This is a genomic window from Alteromonas sp. WD8-37 (assembly GCF_055326825.1).
The window spans coordinates 963,815-984,712 of record NZ_JBUZOV010000001.1 but is presented as its reverse complement, the minus strand read 5'-3'; the positions used below and the strand labels follow the sequence as shown (position 1 = coordinate 984,712).

Annotated in this window: 18 protein-coding genes; 14 read left to right on the top strand and 4 right to left on the bottom strand. The window is 52.1% G+C overall.

The features are described 5' to 3' along the window. The first annotated feature begins 235 nt into the window (after window positions 1-235). The 8 genes from ACTUJZ_RS04360 to rpsO all read left to right on the top strand — a co-directional run bounded on the left by ACTUJZ_RS04360 (window position 236) and on the right by rpsO (window position 11,313). Window positions 236-3,604 (top strand): MHYT domain-containing protein, encoded by a 3,369-nt coding sequence (locus ACTUJZ_RS04360; protein WP_463635031.1) that lies wholly within the window; start codon window positions 236-238, stop codon window positions 3,602-3,604. Further along, window positions 3,585-4,577, top strand: coding sequence for a response regulator (locus ACTUJZ_RS04355; RefSeq protein WP_463635030.1), 993 nt, complete (start codon window positions 3,585-3,587; stop codon window positions 4,575-4,577). Before ACTUJZ_RS04360 ends, ACTUJZ_RS04355 begins: the two co-directional genes overlap by 20 nt. A 280-nt stretch (window positions 4,578-4,857) precedes the next feature. Continuing rightward, complete coding sequence (gene rimP, locus ACTUJZ_RS04350; RefSeq protein ID WP_463635029.1) at window positions 4,858-5,316, top strand: ribosome maturation factor RimP; 459 nt, start codon at window positions 4,858-4,860, stop codon at window positions 5,314-5,316. 44 nt (window positions 5,317-5,360) lie between these two features. Next, window positions 5,361-6,854 carry a transcription termination factor NusA gene (nusA, locus tag ACTUJZ_RS04345; protein WP_463635028.1) on the top strand — a complete coding sequence of 498 codons (1,494 nt, stop codon included), beginning with the start codon at window positions 5,361-5,363 and terminating at the stop codon, window positions 6,852-6,854. A gap of 24 nt (window positions 6,855-6,878) precedes the next feature. Next, on the top strand, window positions 6,879-9,491 hold the full coding sequence (gene infB / locus ACTUJZ_RS04340) for a translation initiation factor IF-2 (RefSeq protein WP_463635027.1): 2,613 nt from the start codon (window positions 6,879-6,881) through the stop codon (window positions 9,489-9,491). Window positions 9,492-9,572: 81 nt separating this feature from the next. Then, entirely contained in the window at window positions 9,573-9,968 is a 396-nt protein-coding gene (rbfA, locus tag ACTUJZ_RS04335; protein WP_463635026.1) for a 30S ribosome-binding factor RbfA, read from the top strand. After that, window positions 9,969-10,931: a tRNA pseudouridine(55) synthase TruB gene (gene truB, locus ACTUJZ_RS04330; RefSeq protein WP_463635025.1), complete on the top strand. Its 963-nt coding sequence runs from the start codon at window positions 9,969-9,971 to the stop codon at window positions 10,929-10,931. Window positions 10,932-11,043: 112 nt separating this feature from the next. Further along, complete coding sequence (gene rpsO / locus ACTUJZ_RS04325) at window positions 11,044-11,313, top strand: 30S ribosomal protein S15 (protein ID WP_463635024.1); 270 nt, start codon at window positions 11,044-11,046, stop codon at window positions 11,311-11,313. Between the two features lie 50 nt (window positions 11,314-11,363). On the opposite strand, the gene ACTUJZ_RS04320 is transcribed toward rpsO, so the two are convergent. After that, the gene (locus ACTUJZ_RS04320) at window positions 11,364-11,699 is read right to left on the bottom strand and encodes an antibiotic biosynthesis monooxygenase family protein (protein WP_463635023.1); all 336 of its coding nucleotides are present in this window, start codon (window positions 11,697-11,699) and stop codon (window positions 11,364-11,366) included. A 201-nt stretch (window positions 11,700-11,900) separates the two neighbouring features. Here ACTUJZ_RS04320 and ACTUJZ_RS04315 point away from each other — a divergent pair, with 201 nt between their 5' ends. The 5 genes from ACTUJZ_RS04315 (at window position 11,901) to ACTUJZ_RS04295 (ending at window position 13,954) form a co-directional block, all read left to right on the top strand. Continuing rightward, window positions 11,901-12,107, top strand: coding sequence for a DUF2061 domain-containing protein (locus ACTUJZ_RS04315; RefSeq protein ID WP_463635022.1), 207 nt, complete (start codon window positions 11,901-11,903; stop codon window positions 12,105-12,107). Between the two features lie 47 nt (window positions 12,108-12,154). Further along, complete coding sequence (locus tag ACTUJZ_RS04310; protein ID WP_463635021.1) at window positions 12,155-12,370, top strand: TIGR02450 family Trp-rich protein; 216 nt, start codon at window positions 12,155-12,157, stop codon at window positions 12,368-12,370. Window positions 12,371-12,589: 219 nt separating this feature from the next. After that, on the top strand, window positions 12,590-12,874 hold the full coding sequence (locus ACTUJZ_RS04305) for a hypothetical protein (RefSeq protein ID WP_463635020.1): 285 nt from the start codon (window positions 12,590-12,592) through the stop codon (window positions 12,872-12,874). Window positions 12,875-12,896: 22 nt separating this feature from the next. Next, entirely contained in the window at window positions 12,897-13,040 is a 144-nt protein-coding gene (locus tag ACTUJZ_RS04300; protein ID WP_463635019.1) for a hypothetical protein, read from the top strand. Between the two features lie 92 nt (window positions 13,041-13,132). After that, window positions 13,133-13,954, top strand: coding sequence for a hypothetical protein (locus tag ACTUJZ_RS04295; protein ID WP_463635018.1), 822 nt, complete (start codon window positions 13,133-13,135; stop codon window positions 13,952-13,954). 80 nt (window positions 13,955-14,034) lie between these two features. Here the strand turns inward: ACTUJZ_RS04295 and ACTUJZ_RS04290 are convergent, their stop codons facing one another. Beyond that, window positions 14,035-14,856 carry a hypothetical protein gene (locus ACTUJZ_RS04290; RefSeq protein WP_463635017.1) on the bottom strand — a complete coding sequence of 274 codons (822 nt, stop codon included), beginning with the start codon at window positions 14,854-14,856 and terminating at the stop codon, window positions 14,035-14,037. A gap of 180 nt (window positions 14,857-15,036) precedes the next feature. Further along, on the bottom strand, window positions 15,037-16,593 hold the full coding sequence (locus ACTUJZ_RS04285; RefSeq protein WP_463635016.1) for a GNAT family N-acetyltransferase: 1,557 nt from the start codon (window positions 16,591-16,593) through the stop codon (window positions 15,037-15,039). A 234-nt stretch (window positions 16,594-16,827) separates the two neighbouring features. On the opposite strand from ACTUJZ_RS04285, the gene ACTUJZ_RS04280 reads away from it, so the two are divergent. Further along, a complete protein-coding gene (locus ACTUJZ_RS04280; protein WP_463635015.1) occupies window positions 16,828-17,502 on the top strand; it encodes a 2OG-Fe(II) oxygenase in 675 nt (224 codons plus the stop codon). On the opposite strand, the gene ACTUJZ_RS04275 is transcribed toward ACTUJZ_RS04280, so the two are convergent. Then, window positions 17,499-20,837 carry an ATP-binding protein gene (locus ACTUJZ_RS04275; protein WP_463635014.1) on the bottom strand — a complete coding sequence of 1,113 codons (3,339 nt, stop codon included), beginning with the start codon at window positions 20,835-20,837 and terminating at the stop codon, window positions 17,499-17,501. The genes ACTUJZ_RS04280 and ACTUJZ_RS04275 overlap by 4 nt on opposite strands. Between the last annotated feature and the right edge of the window lie 61 nt (window positions 20,838-20,898).

The window sequence follows — 20,898 nt, the reverse complement described above, 5'->3', positions numbered from 1 at the left end:
TCGTTGTTGGATCACTCAATAACTTAGATTTTAAGTACAAAATACAATACCTTTGTATCACTGCCAGTCAGGCTCGGCCGTAGGGCTGCAGCCTGGCTAATGCTATCGTATAGGCCCTGGTTGAGCGCTTTTTTTGTCGTCAAAACAAGCCGCTATTAATACTCATCAGGTGCTGATACGCATCGTACCCGATACCGTCCCGGTGCCCTGATAGCTGTGATACGGAATTTACCTCATGCTTGAGTGGTTACTTGCGCAGTTCGCCATCCCTCAATCCGGCACTGTGATGCAGGGCAGCTATTCCCTGCCGCTGGTCAGTTTGTCGTTATTTATTGCAATTTTTGCCTCGTTTATGGCCTTTACTGTTGCCGGCCAGGCAGCGGTGGTCACCAAAGCTGTGCAAAAGCATTTGCTATTGGCGGTGGGCAGTCTGGCGCTTGGCACTGGGATCTGGGGCATGCATTTTGTGGGCATGCTGGCGTTTAATTTAGGTACCCCGGTAATATACAGCTGGGGGCTGACTGCTGTGTCCTTCTTACCTGGCTGGAGTGCTGCCTGGATTGCGCTGCACATTTTGAGCCGACCACGGCTCAACCGCATGCACATTATGGTCGGTGGCATATTGGTGGGTGCTGGCATTGGCAGCATGCATTATGCCGGCATGGCTGCCATGAAAATGTCTATGATGCTGCGCTATGACCCGGCTACTTTCGGTTTATCTATCGGTGTAGCGGTGATCCTGGCGATGCTGGCGTTATGGATCCGATATGGGTTAAACCGCATCCAAATATTGCGCGGTACCGGCCGGTTTGTCACTGCGATCGCCAGTGTGGTGATGGGACTGGCGATATGCGGTATGCATTACACTGGCATGGCGGCGGCGCGGTTTGTGCGGCCTGCTGGCTCGGATATGGCAACTGCTGCAGACGAGTTTTCTGTACTGCTGGCTGCCGCGGTCACCTTTATCATCGTTGTATTTATCATTCTAGCGCTGGGTGTGAGCCTGCTGGTGAAATATAAAAATACCATGCAGCGTGCCCACGAAAGCGAGCGCACGTTAAAAGCGATGATGGATACCGCGGTCGATGGCGTTATCACCCTGAACGGTGATGGCACCATTTTAAATACCAACCCGGCGATCAGCCTGATTTTTGGTTACCAACCGCATGAATTACGCGGCAACAGTATTTTGCGTCTGATCCCGCAGGACAAACACAGTATCTACCGGCAGTTGTTTAACGGTGAGCGCAAGACCAGCAGTGCCTGGCTGCACATCGTGGGAGCCAACCGGGATGTTGCTGCTATTCATAAAGCCGGCCACGCGATAGCCGTACGCGTCGGGGTGGGGCATACCACCGTCAATGACAACGATTATTTTGTCGCGTTTATCAGTGATATCCGTGAGCGCATTGAAATGGAAAAAGCCTTGCGCGAGAGCGAAGCTAAATTCCGCTCGTTTTTCAACCACGTACCAGGTATCGCCTACCGCTGCTTAGATAACAATGACTGGCCGATGGTGTTTATCACCGACGCGGTGGAAGAAATCACCGGTTATCCGGCCGTCGATTTTGAATTACCGAACCCAACGCGCAGCTTCAACGATTTGTACCATCCCGACGACAAAGACAATGTGCTTAAAGATGTCACGACCAACAATGCTTTCTTTTTAGAATACCGGATTATCCACAAAGATGGCCGGATACGCTGGTTGCAGGAGCAGGGCGTAAAAGTTTGTGATGTTGAAACCCGCGACACCTGGATAGACGGATTTATTTTTGATATCACTGCGCGCCGGGAAATGGAAGAGCAACTGGTGGTGGCCAAAGAAGCCGCCGAACAAGCTGCGGCTGCGCGCGCTGCCTTTTTGGCCAACATGAGCCACGAAATTCGCACGCCCATGAATGCCATTATCGGCTTTTCCGATGTGTTAATGGACTCGGCCTTACCGGCAGAACAGCACAAACATGTGGTAACCATCAACCGCTCAGCACGCTCTTTGCTGCACTTGCTCAATGATATTCTTAACAGTGCCAAGCTAGATAAAGGTAAGCTGGACTTAGAATACCGCGACTTTATTCTGGCCGATGAAGTAGACACTGTCATCAGTACCTTCTGGCTGGAAGCGCGGCGTAAATCGCTGAATTTCGAAGTGCGTCTGGATACCGGATTGCAACGCGCGTTTCACGGTGCCCCTGAGCGCCTGCGTCAGGTGCTGTCTAATATTATCGGCAATGCTATCAAGTTTACCGAGCAGGGCGCGGTGACCGTGACTGTGGCACCGGTGGCCACCGGCGTGCGATTTACCATCGAAGATAGCGGCATTGGCATGGATGAGGAGCAACTGGCGCGGGTATTTGATGCCTTTGCCCAGGCTGATGCATCCATGAGCCGCCGCTATGGCGGTACCGGCTTAGGCACCACCATTTCCAAACAACTGGTGGAGCTGATGGGTGGGCGTATCGAAGCCAATTCAACCTTGGGCCGGGGCTCCACGTTCTGGTTTGAACTGCCAGTGCAGCCAGCCAGCACACCGGCGCTGGAAGTCAGTGGGCAACTGACAGAGCTACCTGCGCAACGCATTTTGGTGGTGGACGATATCCAGCAAAATCTGGATCTCATTGAGCTGTTGCTAGGCCGCCACGGCCATACGGTGACTACCGCGCAAAATGGCGAACAAGCCTTGGCGATGATGCGTGACCATTCGTTTGACTTGGTATTAATGGATTTGCAGATGCCGGTGATGGACGGATTGGCTGCCGCGCGCGAACGGCGCGCGTATGAACAGGCTCATTCTTTGCCATCACTGCCTATTATTGCTCTGACTGCCAGTGTGTTGCTGCAGGATAAAGATGCCGCCCACGCTGCCGGAATGCAGGGCTTTGCCAACAAACCGGTGGATTATACGCAACTGAATGCCGAAATGGCGCGGGTGTTATCAGTGGCACTACCCGCCATGCCGGATGACTCCGCTACACATCCAAAAGCCTCTGCCAAACTGATTGATGTGCGTCAGGGCGTGATGCTATGGGGCGATGAACCGCGCCTGGGTCTAGAGGTACAGCGCTTTTTACACCGCCTGACCGAGGAGATCAGCGCACTGGACAGCCACCTGGCAGCCGGGCGCTTTAGCCAGCTCAAAATGCTGGCCCACAGCTTAAAAGGGGTAAGTGGCAATCTGGCCCTGATAAGCCTGACCCCTTTGTTTGCTGCGCTGGAGCAACAGCATAACGACCCTCAGGCTGCGCAAACCAAGTTAGCAGAGATTGGGCAACAGCAGCAGGCACTACGCCGCCACCCCTGGGTGCGTGAACATGCCATCAAAGAGGTAGACCGCCCGGCTGTGGAAAACACCTGGCTGGTCGATAAGCTTAACCAGCTACAACTGAGTGTCGGTCGCAATCAGCTAGATGAAGCAGTGGTCGCTGAGTTGCAGGCGGTCTCGTTAGGCGCTTATCAGGGCACTGTGGAAACCATCTTAACGGCCATCGATGATTTTGAATTTGATACAGCGCTGGGCCAATTGCAACAGTTGCAGGCTGTGCTAAACAAATCAAACCAAGAGAAACCGAACCAAGAGGACAGCCATGCCGTCGACAGCCTCTAAATCTTCTTTGTTACTGGTCGATGATGAACCAGTAAATTTGCGGGTGCTAAAACAGTTACTGGCCCCGTACTATCATTTGATTTTTGCTAAAAATGGTGAGCAGGCGATCCGGCTGGCCCACGAACAGCGCCCGGACCTGGTGCTTACCGATGTGATGATGCCCGATATGACCGGCTTTGAGGTGTGCAAAGCGCTTAAGGCCGACGCGGCCACCGCGCACCTGCCGGTGATTTTTGTCACTGCACTCAACGACGAGCACGATGAAGCCCACGGTTTTGAAGTAGGCGGGGTTGACTATATCACCAAGCCCATCAGTGCCCCTGTGGTGCTGGCGCGGGTCAAAACCCATTTGTCGCTGGTGCAGGCTGATGAGCTTAAGCGTACCCGGTTGCAGGTAGTGCAGCGGCTGGGGCGAGCGGCCGAATACAAAGACAATGAAACCGGCATGCATGTGCTGCGCATGAGCCATTACTCTAAAGTATTGGCACGGGCCTATGGCTTTAGTGAGCAACAAGCAGAAGTGCTGCTGCACGCAGCCCCCATGCATGATATCGGCAAAATCGGAATTCCCGATAGCATCATGCTTAAACCTGGAAAGCTGACCGAGGAAGAATTTGCGGTAATGAAAACCCATCCGCAAATCGGTGCGGAAATTCTCGGCGATGCCGACAGTGAATTACTGCAAATCGCCAAAACAGTGGCACTGACCCATCATGAGAAATGGGATGGCAGTGGCTACCCCAATGGCTTGGCCGGTGAGAACATCCCGGTGGAGGGACGTATTGTGGCGGTGGCCGATGTGTTTGATGCACTGACCAGCAAGCGCCCCTATAAAGATGCCTGGAGTGTCGAGAAAACCATGGCGCTGATGCATGAACAAAAGGGCCGGCATTTTGAACCGCGCCTGATTAAGCTGCTGGAGCAGAATCTGGAGCAGATTTTATCCATCAAAGCTCGTTGGAAAGATGACTAGGCAGGTTGTCAAAGCGGTGCTGAATCAGTATACTGTGCACCAACTACTTGCTGGGGCCAGCTGCTTTTACGCAATGTTTGGTGCTCAGCCGTTTGGCCTTGCAGTGTCGCGAAGGCTGAATGTGTGTAACTGCCGGTCTGGTGGTTAGGGTTCAGTTTTGTATAGAAAGCCCCGCTGGTCCGGGGCTTTTTGTTGTATGAATTGTGAGCCATTTTGCTCTGGCAAGGTTATACACAACGGTTGGGCTTTTAGGCCCTTTTTTTGTTTTTGGAGATTAGGATTGGCAAAACTTGAAGATAAACTGACCGAAATGCTTGAGCCAGCCGTGGAAGCCTTGGGCTTTGAACTGGTTGGGGTAGAGTTTGTTCGTGCCGGTAAACACTCGATCTTGCGTGTTTTTATTGATCATGAAAATGGGATTACCGTCGATGATTGTGCGGACGTCAGTTATCAGGCCAGTGCCATTCTTGATGTCGAAGACCCCATTAGCACCGAATATAACCTAGAAGTGTCTTCTCCGGGCATGGAGCGACCGCTGTTCAAAGAACATCATTTTCAACAGGCTGTAGGTGAAGTAGTGCAGATTCGTCTGACCATGCCAATGGATAACAGACGCAATTTTAAAGGACGACTTACCCGCTGTGAAAACGGCACGGTGAGTGTTGAAGTGGATGGCCAGCAGTTCCAGTTAGCTGTGGCGAATATCGATAAAGCTAACGTTGTTCCCACTTACGACTAAAGGAACAGCACGCGCTTTCATTAGGAAGCATCAGTGAGGCGAAAATGAATAAAGAAATTTTGTTAGTGGCGGAAGCCGTTTCAAATGAAAAACAAGTGCCCAGGGAAAAAATCTTTGAAGCGCTGGAATTTGCAATTGCCAGCGCCACGAAAAAGAAAAACGAGGGCGACATCGAAGTACGGGTCAGCATTGATCAGACCACCGGTGATTTTGATACCTTCCGCCGCTGGCAGGTAATTCCTGATGATCAGGAACAAACCAACCCGTATGCAGAGCTGACCCTGTCAGCTGCACAGATTGACGAGCCGGATGTGCAGCCGGGTGATTATGTGGAAGAGCAAATCGAATCGATTAAATTTGACCGCATCACCACGCAGACTGCCAAACAGGTCATCGTGCAAAAAGTACGTGAAGCAGAACGTGCGCAGATGATCGCTGAATACGAAGACAAAGTGGGAGAGCTGGTCACCGGTACGGTGAAAAAGGTTAACCGCGACAATATTATTGTGGATCTGGGTAACAACGCCGAAGGCGTGATTTACCGTGATGATATGCTGCCACGCGAAACATTCCGTCCAGGTGACCGGGTGCGTGGTCTGTTGTATGTGATCCGCCCGGAAGCTCGTGGCGCGCAGCTGTTTATCAGCCGTACCCATCCGGACATGCTGGTAGAGCTGTTCCGTCTGGAAGTGCCGGAGATTGCTGAAGAAACATTAGAAATCAAATCTGCGGCTCGGGATCCAGGTTCACGCGCCAAGATTGCAGTTAAAACCAACGACAAGCGTTTGGACCCGGTTGGTGCCTGTGTGGGAATGCGTGGTTCACGGGTACAGGCAGTATCTGGTGAGTTGGGCGGCGAGCGTGTTGATATTGTGCTGTGGGATGAAAACCCGGCACAATTTGTTATCAATGCGATGGCCCCGGCTGAAGTCGCCTCGATTGTGGTGGATGAAGACCGCAATACCATGGATGTGGCAGTCGAAGCCGACAACCTGGCCCAGGCCATCGGCCGTAGTGGTCAAAATGTACGTTTGGCCAGCCAGCTGACTGGCTGGGAGCTGAACGTGATGACCATCGACGATCTGAATGCCAAGCACGAAGAAGAGAACTCGCGGGTACTGCAGCTCTTCACTGAATACCTGGATATCGACGAAGATTTTGCCCTGGTATTGATTGATGAAGGTTTCAGCACGTTAGAAGAAGTGGCCTATGTGCCGGTCAGTGAATTGCTGGCCATCGAGGGCATGGACGAAGACATGGTGGAAGAACTGCGTAATCGGGCGCGCGCCATCCTCACCACCCGTGCACTGGCTTCAGAAGAAACCCTGGAAGGGGCTGAACCTTCTGAAGCACTGCTGAATTTAGAAGGCATGACCAAGCACGTAGCTTATGTGCTGGCCAGCCGTGGCATCGCTGATCTGGAAGAGCTGGCTGAGCAGGGCACAGACGATATTAGCGATATTGATGAACTGGACGAGCAATCTGCCGGTGCGCTGATCATGGCGGCCCGTAATATCGTTTGGTTTAACGAAGAATAAGGTCAACAAGGGGATTAACACGTAATGGCAGAAGTATCTGTAGAAAAACTCGCCAGTGACATCGGAACAACCGTTGACCGTCTGGTAACTCAGTTTAAAGATGCAGGCATCAGCAAAGGTGCCGGCGACCAGGTGACCGAAGACGAAAAACGACAGCTGCTGGATCATTTAAGCCAGCAGCACGGCAACTCCGGCAGCACAGGCGAACCTAAACGCATGACATTGCAGCGTAAGACAACCAGTACGCTGAGTGTGGGCAAATCCAAATCGGTAAAGGTTGAAGTGCGTAAAAAGCGCACCTATGTAAAACGCAGCGAAGTGGAAGAGCAAAAGCGCAAGGAAGAAGAAGAATTGCGCGCCAAGCAGGAAGCCGAGCAAAAAGCTGCCGCGGAAGCCGAAGCCAAGCGCCAGGCCGAAGAACGTGCTAAGCAGGAAGCCGCTGCCAAAAAAGCGGCTGAAGAAGCGAAAAAAGCGGCTGAAAAAGCCAAGGCCAAGCGTGCTGAAGAAGCTGCTCAGGCAGCTGAGATCGATGAATCTCACATGACTGAGGAAGAAAAAGCCGCTGCCAAAGCTGCGCGCGAAGAAGAAGAACGTCTTCGCCAGGCGCAGGAAGCCGAAGCGCAGAAGAAATATGAAGAAGATGCGCAGCGCGCTGCCGAAGAGGCCCGTAAACTGGCTGAAGAAAATGAGCGTCGCTGGAAGGAAGAAGAAGAGCGTCGTAAGCGCGCTGAAGCCGAAGAAGTTCACCTGCATTCCAATCGCTATGCACAGGAAGCTGAAGACGAAGAGGACATGCAGGTCGAGCGCTCTTCACGACGTCGTAAGAAGTCGAAGAAAAACGCAGGAGAACATTTGAAGCAAAGCTTTAATAAACCCGCTCAACCTGTTGAGCGTGTAGTCAAACTGGGCGCCACTATTACAGTGGGCGAACTGGCAAGCCGCCTGGCGGTGAAGTCTAATGCTGTCATCAAAGCCATGATGAAAATGGGCGAGATGGCCACCATCAACCAGGTGCTGGATCAGGACACGGCGGTACTGGTGGTTGAAGAAATGGGCCACAAATACGAGCTGGTCAACGACAACGCACTGGAAGAAGAACTGCTGGCCGAAGAAGCGGATCGTGAAGTTACTCCGCGTGCGCCGGTAGTAACTATCATGGGTCACGTTGACCATGGTAAAACGTCACTGCTGGATTATATCCGCCGTGCCAAAGTGGCTGCTGGCGAAGCCGGTGGTATCACGCAGCATATCGGTGCGTACAAGGTAAATGTCGACTCGGGTGATATCTGTTTCTTAGACACCCCAGGACACGCCGCCTTTACCGCCATGCGGGCACGTGGTGCAACCGCCACAGATATCGTTATTCTGGTGGTGGCTGCCGATGATGGTGTAATGCCGCAAACCAAAGAAGCTATCCAGCATAGCCGCGCCGCGGGTGTACCGCTGATTGTTGCGGTCAACAAGATGGATAAAGAAACTGCCGATCCGGATCGCGTGAAAACCGAACTGTCTCAGCTGGAAGTGATTTCAGAAGAGTGGGGCGGCGAGCACCAGTTTGTGAATGTCTCGGCCAAGACTGGTATGGGTGTGGACGAGCTGTTAGAAGCTATCAACCTGCAGGCAGAACTGCTGGATCTGAAGGCAGTTGAAAAAGGCGCCGGCCGCGGCATCGTGATTGAATCGCGTCTGGATAAGGGCCGTGGTCCGGTAGCATCGGTATTGGTTCAGGAAGGCGAGTTGCGCCTGGGCGATATCCTGTTATGCGGCGAAGAATATGGCCGTGTACGGGCAATGCGTGACGAAAACGGTATTGAAATCAAAGTCGCCGGTCCGTCTACTCCGGTAGAAGTACTGGGCTTGTCAGGTGTTCCGATTGCCGGTGAAGATGCTGCTGTGGTTCGTGACGAGCGTAAAGCCCGTGAAGTAGCCTCTAAGCGTCATCAGAAAAAACGCGAGCTTAAGCTGGCCCGTCAGCAAAAAGCCAAACTGGAAAACATGTTTGCTAACATGGCGACCGGTGAAGTGAGCGAACTGAACATTGTTCTGAAAGCTGATGTTCAAGGCTCTGTTGAAGCCATTGCAGAATCGCTGACCAAGCTGTCTACTGACGAAGTAAAAGTGAACATCGTCGGCAGTGGTGTGGGTGGTATCACCGAAACTGATGCGTCACTGGCAGCTGCGTCGGGCGCTATCATGCTGGGCTTCAACGTCCGTGCTGATGCGTCTGCCCGTAAAGTGCTGGAAGCCGAAGAGATTGATTTACGCTACTACAGCGTTATCTATCACTTGATTGATGAAGTCAAAGCTGCCATGAGTGGTATGCTGGCACCTGAATTCAAACAGGAAATCATCGGTCTGGCCGAAGTGCGTGATGTCTTTAAGTCACCAAAACTGGGCGCGATTGCCGGTTGTATGGTGACCGAAGGGGTTATCAAGCGTAGCGCACCGATCCGGGTACTGCGTGAAAACGTTGTTATCTATGAAGGTGAACTTGAATCACTGCGTCGCTACAAAGACGATGTGCAGGATGTGCGTAACGGCATGGAATGTGGTGTCGGCGTGAAGAACTACAACGATGTGAAGGTCGGTGACCAAATCGAGGTGTTCCAGGTGATTGAGGTTGCCCGCGAGATCTAATCTGCGGCTACCACATACAAGAAAAAGCGGGGGCCAGGCGCCCCCGTTTTTGTCTGTGTGATAAACAACAGGAGTATTATCATGGCACGAGAATTTTCCCGGACTGACCGTGTAGGTCAGCAGGTGCACAAAGAAGTGGCCAGCATTATTCAAAATGAATACAAACACCGCATTGGCGATATGCCGCTGATCACGGTGTCTGATGTCGAGGTGTCGCGGGATTTGGCCCATGCCAAAATCTTTGTGACCATCTATGGTGAAGATGTGGACAACAAAGCCCAGGTGGCGCAGTTGGAAGATCACAAAGGCTTTATGCGTAGTTTGCTGGCTAAGCGCCTGCGTATGCGCTCGGTACCGCACCTGCACTTTTTTGAAGACACCTCGATTACCGAAGGCATGCGAATTTCCTCGCTGGTTTCAGATGTGGTGGCCAAAGATCAAGCCCGCCAGAAAAACCCGGACGAAGAGCAGGAGTAAATGGCCAGACGTCGTAAAGGCCGTGCCATTAACGGCATTGTGTTGCTAGATAAACCGCTGGGCGGCTCGTCTAATCAGTTGTTACAAAAAGTGCGCTGGTTGTATCAGGCGCAAAAAGCCGGCCATACCGGTGCGCTGGACCCGCTGGCCAGCGGTATGCTGCCGATTTGTTTAGGCGAAGCCACCAAGTTTTCACAGTTTTTGCTGGATGCGGAAAAAACCTACGAGGTCACGGCCACTTTGGGTGTCCGCACCACCACCTCGGATGCCGATGGTGAAGTGGTGAGCGAACGCCCGGTGACCGTGGATGAGGACACCGTGCGTTCAGTGTGCGAAAGCTTCATCGGTGACAGTAAACAGATACCCTCAATGTTTTCGGCATTAAAATATCAGGGCACGCCGCTGTATGTGTATGCCCGGCAGGGGATTGAGGTGGAACGTGAGGCCCGTGATATTACAATTTACGAGCTGACCATCACCCGTATGGCGCTGCCAGAAGTGGATATGCGCGTTAAATGCAGTAAGGGCACCTATATCCGCTCGCTGGTAGATGATATTGGCCAGCAGCTGGGCTGTGGCGCGTTTGTGTCGCGCTTACACCGCACCGAAGTGGCGGATTATCCCACCGACCGCATGGTGTCGTTGGCAACGTTAGAAGAGCTGCGCGAGCAGGTCGAACATGACGATTATAGTCAGCTGGATGCCTTGTTACTGCCCATGGACAGCGCAGTGCACCGCTTGCCGGCGGTCCACATCAGCGACCAGCAACGCCAGCGTTTTGATAATGGCCAAAGCGTGACTGGCGAGAGGAACGAAAACTATGTCGCCGGGCAGGCCTACCGGGTGTATGCCGGCGATGTCTTTTTAGGTGTGGGCGAAGGGGTGATAGCCCCTAAAGATCAACCGGCTGCCCGTGACTCCTCAAAAGTGTTTATCAACCCGAAACGCCGGGTGGTCTGGTAGGGCTGTAAGTCAAATCGGGCTTGCGTCTTGCGTCAGCATCTTTATAATACGCGCTCTCATAGATTGGCTGAATTAGTGATCGGCCAATCTTCATTTCTATCAGGAGAAAATTATGTCACTAACGAAAAAAGAAACAGCAGATATCATTGCTGAATACGGCGTAAAAGAAGGCGACACTGGTTCACCAGAAGTGCAAATCGCGCTGTTAACGCACAACATCGGTAAACTGCAGTCTCACTTTGCCAGCCACAAGCAAGACCACCACTCACGTCGTGGCCTGCTGCGCATGGTTAGCCAGCGTCGTAAGCTGCTGGACTACCTGAAAGGCAAAAATGCTAACCGTTATCTTGACCTGATCAAGCGTCTGGGCATCCGTCGCTAAGACAAGATTGTCGGTAAAAAAAGCGCCTGCAGGCGCTTTTTTTGTGCCTGTTAGTTACTGGTCACTGTATAAGGGACGGCCTGCAATTTGTCTGTAATGACAGGCATACTGTAGATCTGCCTGGTATTGTCCAGATTAAGCGTGTTGCGCATCGCCTGCCGATGTTGCTCGAAGCGGGGCGCTAGCGGTTGATGCTGAGCACGGCGAAAGGTTTCTTCATCCGGCCATTGGGCATAGCCAATGAAGTGCTGGGCATCTACCTGATGCAGCCTTGAGCCCAGGCTGCCGCGATGCTTATAAATGCCTTGAGTGGTCGCCGCCCAGTGGGTAACAAACACATCCTGCAAACCTGGCTTAATTTCAAATTCATAAATTACTACAAACATTGTGCTCTCCCTAAAGATTGTTCACCCTGGCCGAACTTCCTGGTCAAGATGGTGTAAGTCCATGATTAGCCTAGAGTGAATCCTATATTAGAGCTACCAGCAAAAGCCGATTGTGCTGATTGGTTAAACTGATTTTCTTTTTTACCTGATTACCCTGATTATTCAGATCTGTGTTGGTTTTAACTGGATTAGGAAAATAAGATGAAAAAGACGTTTTCCTTTGCGTTGATGCATTTTGCTGTTGCTTTTACTGTGGCTTATTTGCTCACGGGGAGCCTGCTGGTGGGTGGTTTGCTGGCACTGGTTGAACCGGCCATCAATACTGTGGCATTTTATTTTCATGAAAAAATCTGGCGGCGTGTTGAAACCCGCCGGGCTGGGCTTGTTGCACCTACAGCAACCTTTTAGCCATAACAGGGAAATTACCCAGTAAACACAGATGTGAGGAATTGCTGATGAATCCCATCAACCCGGCCAAACTGCTACATAGCAAATGGACAGCCACTCAGCCGCAGCAAAAAGAAAAGCACTTTATGGTCATTAAAGTGACGTATGACGAAGCTGGCAGGGTAGAAGAATGTTTGCTCCAGGCGGTGATGACCCAGCGCGAATTTGCTATCCACTGGCGTGATCTCAAGGACCCCACCCACTGGCGACAGGGCTGGCAATAGCCGTTGCTTGCTGCTGCCGGCCACCCACCTTATCGGTGCCTGTCCAGTGCATTGTTCCTGTCCAGAGCATTGTTTGATAGACAGTAATACTAGTGGACACCCACTCGTTCGATGCCTGTCCAAACTCTAAACGCGTATGATGGAGTTGCACTATCCTCAGCACTGGTTATTGTTTATTCATTTGTGCTAGCGTAGTGAAAAACATAAGTACATGAGTGTATGCATCAATCAATCGGAAAACGTTCGTTTCCATGGAAAACCTTGTCAGCGATCATTGCTACCATCTGCACTGCTGGATCTGTCCAGGTTGTTGAAATCATTAACCAATATCCGGCGTGTGATTATCAGGTAATAGACACGATAAAAAAGTCGGTGGTACTACCAAAGCATGTGTCTGAAGAAGACCATTATGAGTACAAACAGCGGCTGATTAGCAAAATCCGCAGTGACGCTAAGGAACAAGAAGTGCAACTGGTCGCGCTGACTGAAAAAAAATATCACTGATGCGGCCGGTCGCCAGCGGATTATGATAGAGGCGCAGTTTATCGCACCTTGTAAAGCCCAGGATGGCTTCGAGGCCAGGTCTACGCCATTGAGTGCACAAGGTGATCTGCAAATCGGGATTGATGTGTCGACCGACATGTCGTACAGCTTCACCATCGACCTGTAAGCTAAAAAACCAGCACCGATGCTGCCTGAGGATGCGCTGATTACCGCGCAAAACGGGCTGTACGGGTTGCCGCTTGGGACCCCCTTACCGCGGTGATAGAGCAATTTGGCACACCCTCAGTAGAGCTGCCAGTGGGTAAGGGACTGCAAATCATCGGCTATGGACGCAGCCACTGGCTGTATTTTGTCGATGGCCAGCTGGCTGAAGTGACCTCGCAGTCGCAGCTGTTCAGTTATCCCTTTATCAATCAGCTGGCATTTGAAGAGCGTTTTGATGATCGTACCTGGCTGGCCGGTGGCCTGGCGAAAGGCCAAAAAGTCGCTGCTGATAAAGTTGTTCAACTAGAGCAACAGAGCTCCAGTGCGGAAGCAAAACTGGCATTGCACACCGAAGTCTATCTGGCCAATAATCAGCAATATAAACGACGGGAAGTGACTGGCTTTACGCTCAGCCAGCCTCAGTTTTCGCTGCCGGCAGCACAGATTGTGGCCGAGTTAAGCCATCACAACGATCTTTTTTTGAAGTTTGTTTCGGCGCAACTGGCAAATAGTCAGCCCATCAGTGTCAATGCTATACCCTTGTCGCCGGATGCTATGGCTGATGGTGGCGGCCGCACGAAGCTCTGGTTGTTTGGTACCAACGCCCTGGCATCGCTGTTTGGCGACACCCTAAGCACGGTACGGGTGAGGCCGGACTATTTCAAGCAGATATCGAATCAGGCCCAACGCTGGCAATTTGGCGACTTTTACCATGGCCAGAGTCTACAGGTTGCACTGGATGCCGCGGGTGAAGATGCCTTTTATTTTCGCGACAGCATCGAAATTGATAAACACGATAACAGGATAGTGCTGCTGTTGGAACAACATGATGGCGAATTGCAGGTGTATGGAATGGATTTATCGCTCTATCTTTAAGCGATTATAAGCCGAAAATAAAGCGTGCCGAATGAGAACTCATCCGGCACGCTTTATTGGGCAAATGCCCGCGGCAGAAACTACTGGCCAGCAGGTGATTGTTGTGGTGTTGGCCCGGGAGCCTGGCCACCCGGAGATGGAGAGCTCACCACCTTGGTAGCAATTTCACGAATTTCGTTTTCCAGTGAGCTGATACGACTAGCCAGGGTGTTGTTGCGTTTTTCCAATACGCTGAGCTTGTCATTCACATTCTTAACCGAACGTTCCTGCTGATTTTTGTCGTTATTAACCTGCTCAATCGCCACATTCAGCGCCAGCAATTCGTCGGCCAGCGAGGCCAGCTGGTTTTTAATCGAGGTTAATCGACTTTGATGGGTATCCACATCAGCAGCAACTGTTTTAATAGAGCCAGATAATTCTTTGTCCAGCGCATTGACCTTATCACCTAAATCGGTAATTTCTTTTTGGTTACGGCGCCAGGCAGAAGCCCATAGCTTATCCATTTGCTCCCACAATTCCTGGGTTCTTTCGCCCAGCTCATTGACTTTGACTTGCAACGCAACCGTAGATTCGCCCATTTCTTCGTCAGTGGCACTGAGTTTGCGCTCCAGTTCAGCCAACCGGCTTTCAGCCTGAGCAGCCACCTGTTGCTGTTGTTGTAACTGGGTGAACAGATAATAACAGCCACCCAGAGCACCTAATGCAAGGAATAGAATTACTACTACCAGCGCAGTACTGGCACCTGAACGCGATGAAGCAGACGCATTATCACTGGGGCTGGGGCTGGCCGTATCACTTTTGATAGTGTGTGCGGCTTTATGTTTGCCCTGCTGATAATCACGACGGTCCTCGTCGTCTAAACGAATAGTTGGAAATTCGTCATCTCTTTTATCGTTAGCCATAGTCTCTCTTACAATCTGTTAAACACCGGCAAACAGCCTTTGCGCAGCATGTTAGCGTGCTTTGTAAGCTAATTCCATGCCTACCTTCTAAAAACCGGTATTTTAGCCAGCTGCCGGGGGCTGAGCAGGGGGGGTATGCCCCCACCCGGCAGATGGGTAGAGGCACGCAAGACGGGCAGATTATGAACGGTTGCCAATCCACTCCACCCGGTACAGATCGCGGCGCCGGTCCAGATAGTTACGTACCGAACCTTCATTTTGCAGGCGGGTCAACTTATCCAGATCCAAATCAACAATCAGCGTCATTTCTGTGTTGGGCGTGGTTTCTGACACAATGGCATCGTGCGGGAAGGCAAAATCTGACGGCGAAAAAACGGCAGTATGGCCATACTGGATGTCCACGTTGTCCACCTTAGGCAGGTTGCCTACACTGCCGGCGATGGCCACATAACATTCATTTTCAATGGCACGGGCCTGGGCACAACGACGTACTCGCAAATAGCCATTTTTGGTGTCTGTCCAAAACGGCACAAACAAGATTTGCATTTCCTGATCGGCCTGCAGGCGGGCCAGCTCTGGGAATTCCACATCATAGCAAATGAGCACGCCGATGCGGCCAAAGTCAGTGTCAAAGACCCGCAGGCTGTCACCGCCTTTCATGATCCAGTCTTTTTTCTCATGCGGGGTGGGGTGTAGCTTATGCTGGCTTTCAATGGTGCCATCGCGTTTACAAATGTAGGCCACATTATACAGCTCATCATCTTCCACTACCGGCATGGAACCGGCGATGACATTGATGTTATAGGACACTGCCAGATGCGACACTGCAGTGAGAATCTCATCGGTGTAGGTGGCCAGATGCCAGATAGCATCGATGGACGAGTCGCCCGGGCTTAAACCCATCAGCGGCGCATTGAAAAATTCCGGGAATAAGGCCACATCGCAGCCATAATCCGACAGTGCATCAATAAAGTATTCAACCTGCTGCAGCAATTCTTCAACATTATTGAAATAGCGCATCTGCCACTGAATACAGCCGATCCGCGCACTGGATTTTTTGCCTTCAATCAAACTGGGACTATTGGGCTCGTAATAAATATTGTGCCACTGCAACAAGGTTGCATAACCTTTGGAGGCTTCATCTTCTGGCAGATAAGCGGTCAGAACCTGCTTGACCTCAAATCCATTGGATAACTGGAAGGTCAGAATAGGATCGTAAATATCCTTAGATTTTACCTGCTCGATGTATTCATATGGCGACATCTGGTCAGCGTAATTGGCATAGTTAGGAATGCGGCCGCCAGCCATGATGGATTTAAGGTTGAGATTTCGGCACAGCTCTTTGCGCGCCTCATACAAACGCCGACCCAGCCGCAAACCGCGGTAATCCGGACATACAATCACTTCAACCCCGTACAACACATCACCGTTTGGATCATGAGTCGACAGGTAGGCATCACCGGTGATCTCATCATAGCTGTGTTTGTCGCCAAACTGCTCGTAATCCACAATGACCGAGATAGCAAAGGCCACCACCTTGCCTTTGTCTTCAATACAAATCTGGCCATCGGGGAAAGTATTGACCTGGGCTTTAAAGTTTTTATACGGCCAGGCACCGCCAACATTGACGTATACCTTATCCATAAGTGTTCTGACATCTTCATAGTCATCCAGCCGCAGATTACGAAGCTCAAGATGATGTTCGGTTTCTTCGACGCTGGTTTGGTCCTGACTCATTGGTTACCGCCTTTCAAACAAATCATAACGGGTGGGATAAAATGCGCGCCTGATAGTTTGGCGCTGGGTAATGCTATGTGCTTGTTGATACAGCCTGACTCTGGGTTTGGATTAGTGCGAGTGAAGGTCTCGGGACAGCTAAAATTAATTGCTATATTGCGCTTAATTATCTTGCCTGACTAGCATTATTTGCGTATAAGTCGCGCTACTTTTAATTGGCTGTCCTTTCTTGCCATGCTATGTGAAAACCTGCCCATCGAGCCGCTGCTTCCGGCGGCCGATACCTCTGTGCTGTTTGACCAAATTGCCGATCAACTTTATGCCCAGGGCTATGCCATCATCCCGCAGGCCCTGCCAGCGTCCATGGCGCAGGCCCTGTATACCTATTACCAGCAACTCAGTGCAGCCGAGTTTGATGAAGCAGGTATAGGCCGGCGTCAAAGCTTTCAGCAAAATGAGCAGGTGCGCACCGACAAAGTGTGTTGGATAACAGGTGAGTCGCCCATAGGGCAATTGTGGATTGACTGGCTGGAGGCCCTCAAACAACAGCTCAACCGGCGTCTGTTCATGGGCTTGTTTTCGGTCGAAAGTCACTTTGCCTATTACCAGCCGGGTGATTTTTACAAACGCCATATGGATGCGTTTAAAGGCGAATCCAATCGGGTGCTCTCGTTAGTTACCTATCTGAATCAGGACTGGCCGGCCGATGCCGGTGGTGAGCTGGTGTTGTATAAAGATGCTGATGATACCACCGGCATCCGGGTGCAACCGCAACTGGGAACTCTGGTGGTGTTTTTAAGCGAAGAGTTTCCTCATGAAGTATGCCCGGCCAGCCAGCCGCGCCATTCTATCGCCTCCTGGTTTCGGGTCAATACCAGCCGCGCCGGCCGGGTGGACCCGCCGCGTTAGACCGAGCCGGTTCGCGGAGGGGCTGGCGCTAGTAAGGCGAGGGCTCCCGGATAATCCAGCCGCACCACCGCCTCGCAGATTGCCTCGGCGATACGTGCACCATATTCTGCTGTCAGCAGCGGTTGCATCCGTGTCAGCACCTGCTCGCCCACATACTGGCGCGCCTGCAACCGAGCAATTAGCTCTTGTAGGCTGTCGGACGGCAATGGCGTGGCCTGAGCGGTGTCATTTTCACTCTGGGCTAAACCGTGTTGCACTCGGGTTACCACTTGCGCCAGTTGCTGGCTCAATGCAGCCAACCAATAGGTTTGCGGCAGGCTTTTTTCTGCCTGGCTACATAGCCGATGCAAGACACCAGCACCAATCGACTGTGCCAGCCCCTTGAGAGTGTGCAGTTGGGCTGCCAGGCCGGCGGGATCTTGTTGTTGCCAGTAGTGGTCACTCAAAGCACTGTACTGGCGGCTGAAGTTTTGTAGTAACTGCTGATATAGCCGCGTATCGCCGCCCAGCCTGGCCAGCGCGTCAGTCACGGCAAAATCTGGTAACCTGTGTTGCCAGCGGGCGAGCGCTTCTTTATCGATATCGGCAGGTCCGGCGTCCGGAAAAGCATGGTTGGGCAGTAAGGTAGCCAACACTTGTTGCAGGCGCTGCCGGCAAACCGGTTTTGGCACATGGGCATCCATGCCAGCCTGGATCACGCGCTGCTTATCCGGTTCACTGACCGCCGCTGACATAGCCACTATTGGCACAGAGGCATAGGCCGGCAGTTGTCTAATTGCTTCAGCGGCATGGTAGCCATCCATCACCGGCATCTGCAAATCCATAAATACGATGTCAAAATCGTTCTGTGTGGCTTGCTCAATAGCCTGGCGTCCATGCTCAGCCAGGCTGACCTCAAACCCCATTGCTTCTAGCAACTGCGTGGCGACATACTGATTTGATACATTGTCTTCAACGACGAGCGCCTGGCAGCGGGTATAACGAGCAGGCTGAGGCGCCTGAGCAACAGGCGTGCTATTAGGGTGCAGGCTGACCAGTGCCAGTTGCACATCAGATGGCAAGATAGGCGTTGTCAGCCATTTGCAGGGCAAATTAAGCAAAATATCATCGGCCTGGGAATGGAGTGGGCTGATAAGCACGATCCCTTGGCGAATACGACTCACATGCGGGCCGGCCAGAATATTGCCTAACAATTGCTTCATCTCATCAGGGGCAAGATGACTGACATCCACCACAGCATAATCACAGTTCTCAAAATTACCGAGAGCAAAATGAGCCTGGCTGGCGTGCTGCTGCACCTGATAGCCGGCCCGCTGGCAATAGGCTGCTAATTGCTCCGCTGGCAGCCGCGGGCAAGCGCCATCGCCCGGCGCCGGGACCACACATAAGTCGAAAGATTCTACCAGGCTGTCTTCGGATTGTGCCGGGTCTGCGGCAAGCGGCAATGTCAGGGTAAAGCAGCTGCCCTGGCCAGGCGTGCTACTCACTTTAAGATCACCGCCCAGTAAGCGCGCCAATTGGCGGCTGATGGCCAGGCCCAGACCACTGCCGCCAAAACGCCGGTTAATGGTCATGTCCGCTTGGGTAAACTCATTGAACAGGGCATCCAGATGTTCTGGCTGAATGCCGATACCGGTGTCACGCACTAACAGGCTTACCTGGGAAGGGGAATGTTCAGCCAGGTCGGCCGACAGGGTGACCTGAATGTTGCCATGTTCGGTAAATTTAATTGCATTGCCTACCAGATTGGTCAGGATCTGCCGTAATCGGGCCATATCGCCCACTACGTATCGCGGGCAGGTATCAGCCACTTCGCAATAAATGCTTAAGCCCTGCCGACTGGCCGTAGGTGCAAACAAATGCAAAATATCAGACACACAGGTAAATAAATCAAACGGTTCGTTGGCCGGTTCGAGCTTGCCGGCTTCCAACTTGGAATAATCCAACACATCATTGAGAATTTGCAGCAATGACTGCGAGGCACTATTAACCTGTTGCATATGCGCGCGCTGCTTGGTACCCAGTTCCATGGTCAGCAATTGCTCCGTGAGGGCTAAAATTGCGTTCATCGGCGTGCGGATCTCATGGCTCATATTGGCCAGAAAATCGGATTTTGCCTGGCTGGCTTTTTCCGCGGCTGTGGTGGCCTGGCGCAGCTGGTCCTGCAGCTGGCGCATCGGCGTAATATCAAAAAAACTGCCCATAAATTTTACGTTATTGTCCAGATGATCCTGTGCAAACACCACATCCTGTGCCATCAGCCAAATCCAGTGCCCCTGAGCGTGCATAAAACGGTACTGGATATGCGCTGGCTGGCTGTCATGGGCTTCTGGGTACAGCACGGCCCGTAAATGTCGGATAAAGCGGTGGCGGTCGTCCGGGTGCACCCGTTTTAGCAACTGGCGCGGCGATAACCGGGCAATCTCGCTGTGTTCATAGCCGGTAATAGAGGTATAACGTTCATTGATAAAGTAGTGGCAGCGCAGGGTCACATCGTATACAAACACCCCGGCGATGGAGCCGTTAATAGCCCGGTGAATTGTCCGTTGCTGGGTTTGCAGCCAGGCCTTTGATTCTTCCTGGCCGGTAATATCATCAAAAATCAGCATTAGCTGGCCTTGCGCGCTTTGAAACCCGGTCAGACAAAACCAGCCCTGTACTAAGCCGGTCTGAATATAGCAATGGCTGGTGACCGGCGGGCCGCCGTGCCGGGCAACCTGGACCCAGCGTGCAATCAGCGTTTCTTCTACCGGTAGCTGGCTCAAAGGCAGTGTGCCATTGACCAGCTCAGGCCATAACCGGTGTGCCGCAGGGTTAGCAAAATGCAGCAAAAAATCAGCTTGCGAGGAGGCGGCATCAAATAGCATTACCCCCATGGGCATCGCATTAAATACCGGGGTCGCCGCAACGTTGGCAGGCGGCGGCTCGGCGATTGGCGATACAGTCTCAGGATCTGAGGCAGAGGCGTGAAAAGTTGCCGGCGTCCATTGCGTGTTGCGCAGAAGCGTTCTATAAATCAATACAGCGCTGATCAAAATAGCGAGACCGGCCAGGGCGCTAGCTGTGGTACTCATTACTGCCGGCAGCGGTAGAAGTTGCAGGATAACCAGGGCTGCTACAGCGGCCAGGATCACTGAGCAATGCGTACAGACCGCGCGCAGGCCGGGTGGTAACATCGGGTGCAGGCGCAGCAGCAGCGCAACCCCGATAAGGTTGACTGCCACCATGGCAAGCTGCGGTAGTACAGAATTAAAGCTGGTAAGCGTCAAAGGGAAACGCTGGCTCAACAGGGCCGTGACAGCGGCGACACTTACCAGGATAAAAATAATTTTCATGGCACAAATCCATTGGCACAGGATCCAAGCATAGCTGCCTTCACCGGATTTTGCCTGATGA